The following is an 11,530-nucleotide window of genomic DNA, read 5'->3' as shown; positions in this document are numbered from 1 at the left end:
CCCTCGATCGGCCGGACCGTAGCCAGCGCGACGACGATAGTCGCGGAGATCACAGTTCGTAGTCGATGCGAGAGGCCTGTCATTCCTTCGGTCTATCGACTTGGGTCGTCGACCTTCTCAGACGGAACAAACGGTAGCGACGGTGGTGAGGCGTCTTCTATTGGCGACCCGTCGGGACCGGCTCGGTCAGGAGCGGACTCGTGTCGCGGCTTGAGGTCTGCTGCCTGACCCAGGCTTGGGCCGCCATCTGGACGGCGTCCCAGGGCGAGCCGAGCGGCGGGGTGTAGGACAGGTCGAGCTCGCTGACCCCGTCCACGGTCATGCCGTGGAACAGCGCCGTGGCGTACGTGTCGACCCGCTTTGCGACCTCGGCGCCCTTGCGGCCGACGAGCTGGGCCCCGAGCAGCGCGCCGGTGCCGGTATCGCCGGTGACCGCGATGTGGATCGGGGTGGCGCCCGGGTAGTACGCCTTGTGGTCGTCCGGGGTGGCCGTGGTGGTCACCGGGCGGGCGCCGATGGCGACGGACTCGTGGTCACGTAGCCCGGTGCGGGCGGCGACGAGGTCGAAGACCTTGACCACCTGGGTGCCGAGGCTGCCCGAGAACATCCGGCTTCCGCCCAGGGCGTTCTCGCCGGCGACGCGTCCCTGCTTGTGCGCGGTAGTGCCCAGCGGCAGGTAGGTCACGCCGAGCTGGCGGTGGTGGGTGACGACGCAGTCGCCCGCGGCGAAGACGTGCGGCAGGTTCGTGCGCATCTGCTCGTCGACGACCAGCGCGCCCTTGTGGCCGGTCTTGGCGCCGGCGGAGGGGCGAGCTCGACGTCCGGACGGACGCCGACGACCACCAGCACCAGGTCGACGTCGCGAGCGAACGGGGCACCGGTGTCGCCGTGGTGGCCGTCGACGTGCAGACGACCTGAGCCGTTCTGTCCGCGACTGATGGTGTCGATGGTGGTGGAGGTGACCACCTCGACGCCGTGCTGCTCGAGCTCGGTGTGCACGAGGGCGCCGAGCGCGGGATCGACGGTCGGGAGCACCTCAGGCAGGGCCTCGACCTGGGTGACCGTGAGGCCCCGGGCACGCAGCCCCTCGGCCATCTCCAGCCCGATGTAGCCCGCGCCGACGATGAGCGCCGAGGCCGGCTGCTGCTCCTCGAGGGTGCGCATCACCGCGAAGGTGTCGCCCATGGAGTGCAGCAGGTGCACCCCGTCGCCCTCGCCGAGCGCGTCCGGCCCGGACAGACCACCGATCGGTGGGCGGGCCGACATGGCGCCCGTGCCCACCACCAGCTCGTCGTAGGAGAGGGAGTGCTCACGACCCTCCGCATCGCGTAGAGCGAGGCGACGATCGGCGACGTCGATCCCGGTGGCCGTCGTGTCCAGACGCAGAGCCATGCCGGCGGCTTCGAGGTCGGCGTGGCTGCGGTGGGCGAGATTGCGCCAGTGCGTGACCTCGCCGGACACGTAGTACGGGATGCCGCAGATGGAGAAGTTCGGGTAGGCGTCGGCCACCACGACGGTGACGTCGGCCGTGGGGTCGAGCTCGCGGGCGCGCAGCGCGGCGGAGATGCCCGCGTCGCTGCCGCCGATGGCGACGAGGTGCACGAGAACAGGTCCTTCTCGACGGGGGATGCCCTCGGTGTGGCTCCGTCGGTTCGCGGAGACGGAGCCACGCCGAGGCGGGGCGTCTAGTGGGCGACGGACCGCAGCGGGGTGGCGCCGATGTCGCCGAGCAACTCGCGGACGCGACGCTCGATGTCGTCACGGATGGGGCGGGTGGCCGCGACGTCGAGGCCGGCGGGGTCCTCGAGGACCCATTCCTCGTAGCGGCGCCCGGGGAAGACGGGGCAGGCGTCGCCGCAGCCCATGGTGATGACGACGTCGGCGGCCTGGACGATCTCGTCGGTCCAGGGCTTGGGGAACTCGGTGGAGATGTCGATGCCGACCTCGGCCATCGCCGCCACCGCGGCCGGGTTGACCTCGCCGGCCGGCTCGGAGCCGCCCGACCAGGCCACCGCCTGCTCGCCCGCGAAGTGGGTGAAGAAGCCCATGGCCATCTGGGAGCGGCCCGCGTTGTGGGTGCACAGGAACAGCACCGTGGGTCGCTCGTCGTGCGAGAGCCCCTCGACCTTGGCCAGCGCGCGCAGCCGCTGGCGGGCGAAGCGCTCGGCCAGCAACGGCAGGAACTTGATGATCGTGGCGCGGCCGGCGAACTCGTCGTAGGACGAGTGCAGGAAGCGCTCGATCGTCTCCACCCCGAAGGTGTCGGCGAACTCGCGCTGCAGGTTGGTCGCGGCGGTCTTGAGCGCCAGGCGCTGGTCGATCGACAGGTCGCTGCGGTGGTGGGTCTTGGTCATCATCGGCTCCGGTGCGGAAGGACCGTCAGGTGGACGTGCTGTGGGAGCCGGTTGCTCCCACCGAAGGAGGGGTGCCGGGCCCGGGGAAGAGCCGGCGGCGCAGCCAGAGCGACACGTAGACCAGCGCGACCAGGACCGGGACCTCGATGAGGGGACCGACGACCCCGGCGAGGGCCTGTCCGGAGGTAGCGCCGAAGGTCGCGATGGCGACGGCGATGGCGAGTTCGAAGTTGTTGCCGGCGGCGGTGAACGCGAGCGTGGTGGTGCGCTCGTACCCGAGCCCGACCGCACGACCGAGGGCGTAGGAGCCGGCCCACATCAGGGCGAAGTAGATGAGCAGTGGCAGCGCGATCCGGACGACGTCGAACGGGCGGCTGGTGATGGCGTCGCCCTGCAGGGCGAACAGCACGACGATGGTGAACAGCAGCCCGTAGAGCGCAAACGGCCCGATCTTCGGCAGGAAGCGGGTCTCGTACCAGTCGCGGCCACGGGCGCGTTCCCCGAGCCGGCGGGTGAGGTAGCCGGCCAGCAGCGGGATGCCCAGGAAGATCAGCACCGAGCGGACGATCGCCCAGGCGGAGACATCCAGCCCGGCAGTTGGGAGACCGAGCCAGCCGGGCAGGACCGCGAGGTAGAACCACCCGAGGGCGCCGAACGCGATCACCTGGAACACGCTGTTGAGCGCGACGAGCACGGCGGCGGCTTCGCGGTCCCCGCAGGCGAGGTCGTTCCAGATGATGACCATGGCGATGCAGCGGGCGAGCCCGACGATGATCAGCCCGGTGCGGTACTCGGGCAGGTCCGGGAGCAGCAGCCACGCGAGCGCGAACATCAGCGCCGGCCCGATCAGCCAGTTCAGGACCAGCGACGACACCAGCAGGCGGCGGTCGCCGGTGACGGTGTCGAGGCGGTCGTAGCGGACCTTCGCCAGCACCGGGTACATCATGACCAGCAGCCCGAGCGCGATCGGGAGCGAGACGCCGTCGATGGCGACCGCCCCGAGGGCCTCGCCGAGGCCGGGGATCATCCGGCCGGCCAGCAGTCCGACGATCATCGCCGCGAGAATCCAGACCGGCAGGAAGCGGTCGAGGGTGGAGAGCTTCGCGACGACCCCGGCCTCGGCCGGATCGCGCGAGGTCACGTTCTCGGTGCTCACGCCTCCACCACCGGGAGCTCGCGTCGCCCCTCCGGAAGCACGTCGTCGGCCAGGTCCCCGGGGCTGTCAGGCGCTGCCGGCACCAGCACGGCGGCCACGGCCTCGAGGACGGCGGGCTGGACGCGGTAGTACACCCACGTCCCCCGGCGCTCGCCAGTGATCAATCCGGCTTCGCGCAGCACTTTGAGGTGATGGGAGATCGTCGGGCCGGAGAGGTCGAACACCTCGGTGACGTCGCAGACGCAGGCCTCACCGCCGGCGTGGGAGGCGATGAGCGACAGCAGGCGTAGCCGTACCGGATCACCCATGGCCTTGAACAGCCGCGACAGTTCCCCCGCCTGCTCGCCCGACAGCGGCTCGCGGACCAGCGGCGAGTAGCACCCCAGCTGGTCGGCGAGCCCGTCCGGACCTCGCACCTCGTGCTTCGACATGCATCTACCTTTACAGTGATCGAAGCAGTCGGCAATCCCTGATTAGATGAACATCTAGAGATGGCTGCTGACGCTCGTCCTGAGCGACGCCACCGCCAGCCCGAGGAGCACTCGTGTCCGACGCCCCCGAGGTCCTGTTCGTTTGCGTCCACAACGCCGGCCGCTCGCAGATGGCCGCCGCCCTGCTCGACCACCACGCGGCCGGCGCCGTCCGCGTGCGCTCTGCGGGCTCCGCGCCCGCCGACGAGATCAACCCGGCGGTGTGCCGGGTGATGGACGAGCTCGGCATCGACCTCTCCCGTGAGGTGCCGACGAAGCTCACGACCGACGACGTCGACGCCGCCGACGTCGTCATCACCATGGGCTGTGGCGACGCGTGCCCGGTCTTTCCCGGCAAGCGCTACCTCGACTGGGAGCTCACCGACCCCGCAGGCCAGGGCGTTGACGCCGTTCGCCCCATCCGCGACGACATCGACCGGCGTGTGCGGTCCCTGCTCGCCGAGCTCGTCCCGTCCACGTCCTCGAAGTGACGGGCTCGGCCGTGGCGTCCCCGAAGCCCCGAGTAGAGCTGTACAGCCACGTGGGCTGCCCCAAGATCGAGCAGGCGCGCGAGTTGCTGAACGAGTGCCTGGCGAGCGCCGGCCTCGACGTCACGATCGAGGACCGAGTCGGTGCCTACTCATCGCCGACCGTCGTCGTGGACGGCGATGACGTCACCGGCGGGCCGCCACCGGCGTCCGGCGTGCAGGCCTGCCGCGTCGACCTACCCAGTCGCGCCCAGGTCCTCGCCGCTCTCGAGCGGAGGTCCCCGCGCTGATCTCGGTCCTGCTCCCCCCACGATCGAACGCCGGTCAGTCCTCCGCGGCGGTTGGTGCCAGCGATCCGAGCATGGTCGCCACGCGGTCGAGATCGGGACTGCGCAGCCGGTAGCGATTGCTGCGCCCCTCGGCCTCCGCGCTCACCAGGCCCGCGTCGCGCAGGTGTCCGAGGTGGTAGGAGACCGTCGACTGCGGCAGGCCTGTCACAGCCTGCAGCTCGCGCACCGACTGTGGTCCGTCGGTCAGCCACAACACGATCAACAGGCGGTCCGGATTGCCCAGCGCCTGCAGCACCGGTGCCCACTGCACCGCCAAGGCGCGGCACCGCTCGACTTCGGCGAGGTCCAGCTCGACCATGGCTCCTAGCGTAGTGGCAACGGGATTTATGGATGCCAGCGGAGAAGCCCGCTACTGTCCGTTGGGTGGCCCTCCCCGCAGCGCCGGACCCGCCCCTGGCGGCACTGGCGCCCCGCATCCGGCGCGCGTCGTGGGCGAGCCTCGTGTGGCTGGCGGTCGAGGGCGTCGTCGCGATCCTCGCGGGCCTGTCCACCGGCTCGGTCGCCCTGCTCGGCTACGGACTGGACAGTGCCGTGCAGAGCCTGGGCAGCGGCGTCATCGTCTGGCGCTTCACCGGCCGACGGATCGGCTCGACCGCAGCCGAGGAAAGAGCCCAGACGATCGTGGCGACGAGCTTCTTCCTGCTCGCGCCCTACCTCGTCGTCGCCGCGCTCGCCCAGCTGATCTCCGGTACACCTCCCGACGGCAGCTGGGTCGGCGTGGGGCTCGCGGTGGTCGGGATCGTGCTGATGCCGCTGTTCGGGCGGGCCAAGCGACGGCTCGGCATTCTGGCCGGCTCGGCGGCGACCGCCGGGGAAGGAGCGCAGCACCTGATCTGCGCTGCGCTCTCCGCCACCATCCTTATCGGGTTGTTCCTGAACGTCGCCTTCGGCATCTGGTGGGCCGACCCCCTCGCCGCGCTGATCCTCGCCGCCGTCGCGGTCCACACCGGCACCCGCACGTGGCGGGGCCGGGGCTGCTGATCGCTCCCTCCGCGAAGCCAAGCGCTAAGAGGAACAGGCACGTGCGGCGGAGGGAGCGACGACTGCAGACGTCCTCGGCTAGGTGTGGCTGTGCCGCGCGGTCACCAGGAGGTATTCCGCGTGGTAGCTGGCGCGTCCGGGCGTGTCCGCCTCGTTCCGGGTGGTCAGCAGCTCGAGGAAGTCGCGATCGAGGGCGGCGACCTGGTCGGGGTCGGAGGCGTTGTGCTTGTAGACCGCGATCGTCGGGCCGTAGGTGCGCTTCCAGTACTCCCGGAAGCTGGCCGGATCGCCGGGGTGCTCCATGACGACGGTGCGTCGCTGCACGTCGATGTCGGTGATGCGGTCGCCGAACAAGGCGCGGACGTGCTCCTCGTCGCCCCACAGCGGTGCGGGGCTCGCGCCCGGCGGCGGCGGTGGCGTGTAGGGCTTCATCGTCGCGAACAGCTGCCCGATGAAGCCCGGCGGTGTCCAGTTGATCATTCCGATGGTGCCGCCCGGGCGCGTCACGCGGATGAGCTCGTCGGCGACGGCCTGGTGGTGCGGCGCGAACATCGCCCCGACACAGGACAGCACCACGTCGAAGCCGGCGTCCGGGAACGGCAGGGCCTCGGCATCGGCCTCGACCCATTCCAGCTCGACGCCCCGCTGCGCGGCGATCCCTCGGCCGGCGTCGAACAGCTCGGGGGTGAGGTCGGACGCGACGACCGAAGCGCCGGTGGCGGCGGCCGGGATCGCGGCGTTTCCGGTTCCCGCGCCGACGTCGAGCACCCGTTGGCCGGCGTGGACGCCGGTGGCTTCGACGAGCGTCGCACCGAGTGTCGGGATGAGTTCGTTGGCCACGGACGGGTAGTCGCCGGAAGCCCAGAGAGCCCGGTGCTTGGCCTTCAGCTGCTGGTCGGTGGTCTGGTGGGCGGTAGTGCTCATGGTCGTTCCTCTCAGAGGTGTGATTGGACTGCGATTCGGTGGAGGCGTGGACGAGCGCGAGCCGTCGTCACACGCCTTGGAGCTGTATCTGGCCGAACGCGACGGCGTGGGGGACGCCGAGAGCCGGGCCGGCCATCGCCGTCATGTCATGCACGAACGTCTCGGGGTCGAAGTCGCGGCCCAGCCCGCCCAGGTAGGCCTCGTGCGCCCGGAGTGAGGCGACCCCGGGCTCGAGGGCGTCGGTGACGTCGACACCATGGGTGGGCTTGCTGGAGCCCATCACGTAGACGTCGCGCACCCCGTCCCACGGCGCGTAGCCCTCGTCGAGCAACTCCGGAAAATCCAGCGGTTGCCCGCGTCACGGGCGGCATCGAGTACCGCGACGCCGACGGCCCGATGATCTGCCTGGTTCAGGATCTGCTGCCCCGGGCCCATGCCGTAGGTCAGCTCAAACGTCGCGGTGACCAGCACGTCCGGGCGGAACCGACGAATCTCACGGGCGATGTCGCGACGCAGGTCCAAGCCACCCTCGACGACGCCATCGCGGTGTCCCAGGAAGGCCACGTCGTCGACCCCGACGAGCGCGGCGCTTGCGACCTGCTCCTTCTGCCGTACTGGCCCGGCTTCGGTCGGGTCGAGCCCGTCGATCCCCGCCTCGCCATCGGTGACCATCACGTAGGCGACCGACCGGCCGGCCCCGGTCCAGCGCGCGATCGCGCTGGCCGCGCCGTACTCCAGGTCATCGGGATGGGCGACGACAGCCATCGCCCGACTCCAGTCCTCCGGCATGACCTGCAGCTGTCCGTTCATCGCGGCACCTCCGAACGTCGTGTGACGCCGGTACAGACGACGAACCGCTATGAAGGATGCAGCTGCGTCCCTCGCCCGGTCCTGCCGTCAGTAGCGGTGACACCACGGCGACAGGAGCCATGAGGGCGACCGGCCGGGTGCCGCGAGATCGCCAGGAGGACCGACCATGCCCACCACCCGCGTCCAGCTCGCGCTCAACGTCACCGACATCGAGGCCGCGACCACCTTCTATGAGGCGATGTTCGGCGTGCCGCCGCACAAGCAGCGCGATGGCTACGCGAACTTCGTCGTCGAGGACCCGCCGCTCAAGCTGGTGCTGATCGAGAAGCCGGGGGAGGGTGAGCACCTCAACCACCTCGGGGTCGAGGCCGACACCCCCGAGGAGGTGACCGCCGCGCTGACGCGCTTCCGCGGCGCCGGCCTCGAGGCGACGCTGGCCGAGCACGACGTGTGCTGCCACGCGGCACAGGACAAGGTGTTCGTCACCGCCCCGGACACGCCCACCGGCTGGTGGGAGTATTACGCCGTCACCGACGACTCGGCGGTCAACCCCGAAGGGGAGTCGACCTCGGTCTGCGCGGTCGCGTGCGAGGCGAAGGCCGCTGCTGCCGGCGGGACGTGCTGCAACTGACGGCGCCAGGTCCGGGTCCCGCGTGAGCGGGACCCGACCTGGGGCTCAGCCACACTGGCAACCGGTCGGCCGTGCGTAGTCCATCGGTGTGCCCTGGGCGTCGAGGGTCAGCTCGCAGCATTGACCGAGCAACTCCGCGAGCCGGCGTCGTCCACGCTGCACCCGCGACTTCATCCCCGAGACCGAGACGCCCTCGCGGCTCGCGGCGTCCACCTGGGTCAGCCCTTCCAGGTCGGTCAGCTCCAACGCGCGGCGCTGCTCCGGCGGCAGTCCCTCGAGCAGCGGCCGCATGCACGCTGCGAGTTCCCGGAGCACCGACGGGTCGTCCTCGGACCCGGTCTCGCCGGCGAGCTTGGCGGCGTCGTCGGGCAGGGCCCGCTCCCGGGCCTGCTCACGCTCGGCCCTCCGGTACTCGTCGATGATCGCGTTGCGCGTGATCCGGTACACCCATCGCGTCAGGTGCTCGTCGTCCTCGACCCGGCCGAGTCCGCGATGGATGCGCAGCACGATCTCGCCGAGAACGTCCTCGGCACGCTGCGGATCCGCGACCCGCCGGTGCACGAAAGCGCGCAGCTGGGAGCCGAACTCCCGCCAGACGTCCTCGCTCGTCCGGCTGTCCGGACCGGCTACGGACTGGTGCGTTGATGCGGTCACGCCAACCCCCACGTGGGTGCGGGATAGAGATGGACAGTCCCACAGACGACGCGGGCGTTGAAGGGACGCAGCACCCTCTGCACCAGCAGGTGACGCGGCGCCGCCCTAGGGTGGCGCGGATGCCGCTTGCGCCTTCCGTTGCCGAGGAACAAGCACGGCGTCTCCTCGCCGAAGACCTTCCGCGCCGCTGGGCCCACGTCATGGCTGTGGCTCAGAAGGCGCAGATCATCGGCCGAGAGCTCGGCGAGGACGGAGCCCTCCTCGAGGCGACGGCCTGGGTGCACGACGTGGGCTATGCCCCCGACCTCGCGGTTGTCGGCTTCCATCCCCTCGATGGGGCCCGCTACCTCGACGGTCTCGACGCGCCCCGGCGCATCGTCGACCTCGTTGCCTTCCACTCGTCAGCGTGGGCGGAGGCCCAGGAGTTCGGAGTGGTCGATGAGCTCGCCCGGTTCCAGGACGAGCGGACGCTGACTCGCGACTTGCTCTGGTACTGCGACATGACAACCGGACCGGACGGCTCGGACCTCGAGTTCGAAGACCGCATGGCCGAGGTGCGGGAGCGCTACGGCCCGGAGCACTACGTGACCCGGGCGCTCGACGCCGGCATGGATGAGCGGCGGGCCGCCGTCCGGCGGTCCCGTGAGTGGCTGACGTCGGTCGGGCTCGCGGATCAGGTGTAGTACGGCGGCGCGTCGGATCTGAAGCCGTGCTCGATCCTGAGCCGGATCGATGGGTGGACGTCGATGCCGGCCAGCTCGCCTCGAGGCACCCACACGACCTCGCTCGACTCATCGCTAGTTCGGGGCGCGCCGGCGACCGCCCGGGCCCGGAAGCAGATCGAGAACTCCTGGCGGACCTCGCCGTCGTCGTAGGCAAGGACATGATCCGGGTTCGAGTAGATGCCCACGAGGCTCGTCACCTCGACAGAAATCCCGGTCTCTTCCTCGGTCTCCCGGATCGCCGTCTGAGTCATCGTCTCTCCGAGCTCGTGGCGGCCGCCCGGTAATGCGTAGAAGCCATTGTCCGTACGACGGATCATCAACAGTCGTGCGTCGTCGTCGAGGACGAAGGTACTGACTGCGATGACGATGCTGTTCGGGCGCGGCGCGTTCGGGTCTTCGAAGTGGTCGGTTCTGGCCACGCCGCTACCACTCGGCCGGCTTCGACTGTTCCCACACGTCGACGAAGCTGCGCTCGTAGGTGTCGAAGACATCGCCCGCCGCCAGCCTGCGGAGATGCATGGCGGGAGCGTGCGGACCCGGAACGCCGAAGACGTGCATGTTGACGATCATCTCATCGTCGAACCGAAAGATGGAGTTGTACAGCGTCGTCTCGTGGAAGCGGAACTCGACACCAGCGGTGTGGAGGAGCGGTCGGTAGCTCGCGAGGCCGTAACGGATACGGGCCCCCAGGACACCAGGACCGAGCTTCTCCTCGGTGCTGCGGAGCTCGGTGGCCGCGCTCTCGGGTGCACCGAACGCGATCCGGACGTCGACGCCGGCTTCCGCCTTGGCCTTCACCGTGGAGATGAAGCCTGCGCGCTCGTGGAGGAACTGCCCGGCGTGCACGAGCACGTCGATCCGCGCTGAGGACCGTTGGAGCAGGTCGTCCCACAGGCGGAGCGGCACGTCGCTGCGGTGCGGAAACGTTTCGACGATCTCTGAGTTAGCGGCCTTCTTCTGTCGCTGAGCCGGTACGGCGTCCGGCCACAGGTACGACTCGCTGCGGTCGACGAGAGCCGCCAGAGCACCGCGATGACGGGGGTACGGCACCCGGTCCTGCGTGAGCCAGCGTTCGACTGTCTTCGCGTCGACCCCGACCTGGTCGGCGGCTGTGGCCGTCGAGTGCCCGGCGTGCATCAGCGCGTCACGGAGACGTTCGTTGGCCACTCTGACCTCCAGGGCGTGCCTAGGGACGACTTTAGTCTAGCGAAGACGTCCCTAGTTGTCCCGTCTGATGGTGTAGGCGTCCCCTGCTTTTTCCGCACTCTTGCGTTGCCTCGCCGCCACTCGGTGAGGACGGAGGAGCTTCGGAGGACAATGTGACGCTCAACGAGAGGACTGCGACAGCGCCGACGTTCTACGACGTGGCCGAGGTCGCCGCAATGTTCAAGATGTCGCGCATGACGGTGTACCGCGCGATCAATTCTGGCGAGCTGCGGGCGATCCGCATTCGTGGTCGCCTTCTGATCCCCGCCGCGGTCATCGATGGACTCGTCGAGGAGGCGACCGCCGAGCGATCCGACGGCGACTCCGCCATGCTCGACGTTCTCCGAGGAGGCCGGTCATGAGCGTCGGTCTGCTGATTCTCTTCGCGATTCTGGGTGCTTTCATCTGCGCGAAGACGCGGTCCGCCGCGGGCGCCGTCGTGTTCTCCCTCGTCGCGCTGGTGCTGTTCATCGGCACCCCGGTCGGGCAGGGCCTGCCGGGCGCGATCGGCGGGCTGATGTCAGCCGTGGACGACGCCACCACGCCGGCCCTCTCGGGCGCCTCGAGCGCGGCGACAGACCGCTAGAGCGTGACGTAGCCGGCGCCCGCCGAGCGCTCAAGGCCGCGTGGCCGAGGAGTTGGCGGAGCCGCTGGAGCGGCGCCCACCCGATATGTCCCGCCGAGCTTGAGCGGGCCGTTCCTCCCGCTTCAAGGGCGCCTGCGGCGCCGCTGCGCGGCCGGACGAGTCCGGCCCTTGACCCGGGAGACCTCGACGGCCCGC

Annotated in this window: 18 protein-coding genes and 1 pseudogene; 7 read left to right on the top strand and 12 right to left on the bottom strand. The window is 70.0% G+C overall.

All coding sequences use genetic code 11. The annotated features are described in order from the left end of the window. Window positions 1-157: 157 nt before the first annotated feature. The 5 genes and pseudogenes from ACFPK1_RS01065 to ACFPK1_RS01045 all read right to left on the bottom strand — a co-directional run bounded on the left by ACFPK1_RS01065 (window position 158) and on the right by ACFPK1_RS01045 (window position 3,941). The gene (locus ACFPK1_RS01065; protein WP_378019540.1) at window positions 158-607 is read right to left on the bottom strand and encodes an NAD(P)/FAD-dependent oxidoreductase; all 450 of its coding nucleotides are present in this window, start codon (window positions 605-607) and stop codon (window positions 158-160) included. Between the two features lie 96 nt (window positions 608-703). Continuing rightward, a pseudogene (locus ACFPK1_RS01060) lies at window positions 704-1,602 on the bottom strand (NAD(P)/FAD-dependent oxidoreductase); the annotation flags it as partial. An 83-nt stretch (window positions 1,603-1,685) separates the two neighbouring features. Next, a complete protein-coding gene (locus tag ACFPK1_RS01055) occupies window positions 1,686-2,354 on the bottom strand; it encodes an arsenate reductase ArsC (protein WP_378019044.1) in 669 nt (222 codons plus the stop codon). Window positions 2,355-2,379: 25 nt separating this feature from the next. Continuing rightward, window positions 2,380-3,510 (bottom strand): ACR3 family arsenite efflux transporter, encoded by a 1,131-nt coding sequence (gene arsB / locus ACFPK1_RS01050; protein WP_378019043.1) that lies wholly within the window; start codon window positions 3,508-3,510, stop codon window positions 2,380-2,382. After that, window positions 3,507-3,941, bottom strand: coding sequence for an ArsR/SmtB family transcription factor (locus tag ACFPK1_RS01045; protein WP_378019042.1), 435 nt, complete (start codon window positions 3,939-3,941; stop codon window positions 3,507-3,509). The genes arsB and ACFPK1_RS01045 overlap by 4 nt, the downstream gene beginning before the upstream one ends. 113 nt (window positions 3,942-4,054) lie before the next feature. Here ACFPK1_RS01045 and ACFPK1_RS01040 point away from each other — a divergent pair, with 113 nt between their 5' ends. After that, window positions 4,055-4,471 (top strand): arsenate-mycothiol transferase ArsC, encoded by a 417-nt coding sequence (locus ACFPK1_RS01040; protein ID WP_378019041.1) that lies wholly within the window; start codon window positions 4,055-4,057, stop codon window positions 4,469-4,471. Between the two features lie 11 nt (window positions 4,472-4,482). Then, a complete protein-coding gene (locus ACFPK1_RS01035; RefSeq protein ID WP_378019040.1) occupies window positions 4,483-4,758 on the top strand; it encodes a thioredoxin domain-containing protein in 276 nt (91 codons plus the stop codon). Between the two features lie 34 nt (window positions 4,759-4,792). On the opposite strand, the gene ACFPK1_RS01030 is transcribed toward ACFPK1_RS01035, so the two are convergent. After that, entirely contained in the window at window positions 4,793-5,116 is a 324-nt protein-coding gene (locus tag ACFPK1_RS01030; RefSeq protein WP_378019039.1) for an ArsR/SmtB family transcription factor, read from the bottom strand. A gap of 65 nt (window positions 5,117-5,181) precedes the next feature. Here ACFPK1_RS01030 and ACFPK1_RS01025 point away from each other — a divergent pair, with 65 nt between their 5' ends. Further along, window positions 5,182-5,799: a cation efflux transmembrane domain-containing protein gene (locus tag ACFPK1_RS01025; protein ID WP_378019038.1), complete on the top strand. Its 618-nt coding sequence runs from the start codon at window positions 5,182-5,184 to the stop codon at window positions 5,797-5,799. Window positions 5,800-5,877: 78 nt separating this feature from the next. Here ACFPK1_RS01025 and ACFPK1_RS01020 read toward each other — a convergent pair whose 3' ends face one another. The 3 genes from ACFPK1_RS01020 to ACFPK1_RS01010 all read right to left on the bottom strand — a co-directional run bounded on the left by ACFPK1_RS01020 (window position 5,878) and on the right by ACFPK1_RS01010 (window position 7,533). Continuing rightward, window positions 5,878-6,723 carry a class I SAM-dependent methyltransferase gene (locus ACFPK1_RS01020; protein WP_378019037.1) on the bottom strand — a complete coding sequence of 282 codons (846 nt, stop codon included), beginning with the start codon at window positions 6,721-6,723 and terminating at the stop codon, window positions 5,878-5,880. A 67-nt stretch (window positions 6,724-6,790) separates the two neighbouring features. Then, on the bottom strand, window positions 6,791-7,021 hold the full coding sequence (locus ACFPK1_RS01015; RefSeq protein ID WP_378019036.1) for a hypothetical protein: 231 nt from the start codon (window positions 7,019-7,021) through the stop codon (window positions 6,791-6,793). Then, entirely contained in the window at window positions 7,003-7,533 is a 531-nt protein-coding gene (locus ACFPK1_RS01010; protein ID WP_378019035.1) for a PIG-L deacetylase family protein, read from the bottom strand. The genes ACFPK1_RS01015 and ACFPK1_RS01010 overlap by 19 nt, the downstream gene beginning before the upstream one ends. 166 nt (window positions 7,534-7,699) lie before the next feature. On the opposite strand from ACFPK1_RS01010, the gene ACFPK1_RS01005 reads away from it, so the two are divergent. Continuing rightward, window positions 7,700-8,164 (top strand): ArsI/CadI family heavy metal resistance metalloenzyme, encoded by a 465-nt coding sequence (locus ACFPK1_RS01005; RefSeq protein ID WP_378019034.1) that lies wholly within the window; start codon window positions 7,700-7,702, stop codon window positions 8,162-8,164. A gap of 45 nt (window positions 8,165-8,209) precedes the next feature. Here the strand turns inward: ACFPK1_RS01005 and ACFPK1_RS01000 are convergent, their stop codons facing one another. After that, the gene (locus ACFPK1_RS01000; RefSeq protein ID WP_378019033.1) at window positions 8,210-8,830 is read right to left on the bottom strand and encodes a sigma-70 family RNA polymerase sigma factor; all 621 of its coding nucleotides are present in this window, start codon (window positions 8,828-8,830) and stop codon (window positions 8,210-8,212) included. 107 nt (window positions 8,831-8,937) lie between these two features. On the opposite strand from ACFPK1_RS01000, the gene ACFPK1_RS00995 reads away from it, so the two are divergent. Continuing rightward, entirely contained in the window at window positions 8,938-9,501 is a 564-nt protein-coding gene (locus tag ACFPK1_RS00995) for an HD domain-containing protein (RefSeq protein WP_378019032.1), read from the top strand. Here ACFPK1_RS00995 and ACFPK1_RS00990 read toward each other — a convergent pair. After that, window positions 9,492-9,962 (bottom strand): NUDIX hydrolase, encoded by a 471-nt coding sequence (locus tag ACFPK1_RS00990; protein ID WP_378019031.1) that lies wholly within the window; start codon window positions 9,960-9,962, stop codon window positions 9,492-9,494. The two genes, ACFPK1_RS00995 and ACFPK1_RS00990, sit on opposite strands and share 10 nt — an antisense overlap. Before the next feature lie 4 nt (window positions 9,963-9,966). After that, window positions 9,967-10,710 carry an XRE family transcriptional regulator gene (locus ACFPK1_RS00985; RefSeq protein WP_378019030.1) on the bottom strand — a complete coding sequence of 248 codons (744 nt, stop codon included), beginning with the start codon at window positions 10,708-10,710 and terminating at the stop codon, window positions 9,967-9,969. Between the two features lie 152 nt (window positions 10,711-10,862). On the opposite strand from ACFPK1_RS00985, the gene ACFPK1_RS00980 reads away from it, so the two are divergent. Next, window positions 10,863-11,111, top strand: coding sequence for a helix-turn-helix domain-containing protein (locus tag ACFPK1_RS00980; RefSeq protein ID WP_378019029.1), 249 nt, complete (start codon window positions 10,863-10,865; stop codon window positions 11,109-11,111). Then, entirely contained in the window at window positions 11,108-11,335 is a 228-nt protein-coding gene (locus tag ACFPK1_RS00975) for a hypothetical protein (protein WP_378019028.1), read from the top strand. The genes ACFPK1_RS00980 and ACFPK1_RS00975 overlap by 4 nt, the downstream gene beginning before the upstream one ends. Window positions 11,336-11,530: the final 195 nt, after the last annotated feature.

Origin of the sequence: Actinomycetospora rhizophila, assembly GCF_042657905.1 — a bacterium.
In the GTDB taxonomy this organism is placed as follows: domain Bacteria; phylum Actinomycetota; class Actinomycetes; order Mycobacteriales; family Pseudonocardiaceae; genus Actinomycetospora; species Actinomycetospora rhizophila.
Note: the sequence above shows the minus strand (reverse complement) of the source record. Positions and strands in the feature narration are given on the sequence as shown.

What these genes read in the sequence shown, in the direction of transcription:
- ACFPK1_RS01005 (WP_378019034.1), top strand. Translation starts at nt 7,700, where the DNA reads ATGCCCACCACCCGCGTCCAGCTCGCGCTCAACGTCACCGACATCGAG.
- ACFPK1_RS01065 (WP_378019540.1), bottom strand. Translation starts at nt 607, where the DNA reads ATGTTCTCGGGCAGCCTCGGCACCCAGGTGGTCAAGGTCTTCGACCTC.
- ACFPK1_RS00975 (WP_378019028.1), top strand. Translation starts at nt 11,108, where the DNA reads ATGAGCGTCGGTCTGCTGATTCTCTTCGCGATTCTGGGTGCTTTCATC.
- ACFPK1_RS01020 (WP_378019037.1), bottom strand. Translation starts at nt 6,723, where the DNA reads ATGAGCACTACCGCCCACCAGACCACCGACCAGCAGCTGAAGGCCAAG.
- ACFPK1_RS01045 (WP_378019042.1), bottom strand. Translation starts at nt 3,941, where the DNA reads ATGTCGAAGCACGAGGTGCGAGGTCCGGACGGGCTCGCCGACCAGCTG.
- ACFPK1_RS01010 (WP_378019035.1), bottom strand. Translation starts at nt 7,533, where the DNA reads ATGAACGGACAGCTGCAGGTCATGCCGGAGGACTGGAGTCGGGCGATG.
- ACFPK1_RS01030 (WP_378019039.1), bottom strand. Translation starts at nt 5,116, where the DNA reads ATGGTCGAGCTGGACCTCGCCGAAGTCGAGCGGTGCCGCGCCTTGGCG.
- ACFPK1_RS01055 (WP_378019044.1), bottom strand. Translation starts at nt 2,354, where the DNA reads ATGACCAAGACCCACCACCGCAGCGACCTGTCGATCGACCAGCGCCTG.
- ACFPK1_RS00995 (WP_378019032.1), top strand. Translation starts at nt 8,938, where the DNA reads ATGCCGCTTGCGCCTTCCGTTGCCGAGGAACAAGCACGGCGTCTCCTC.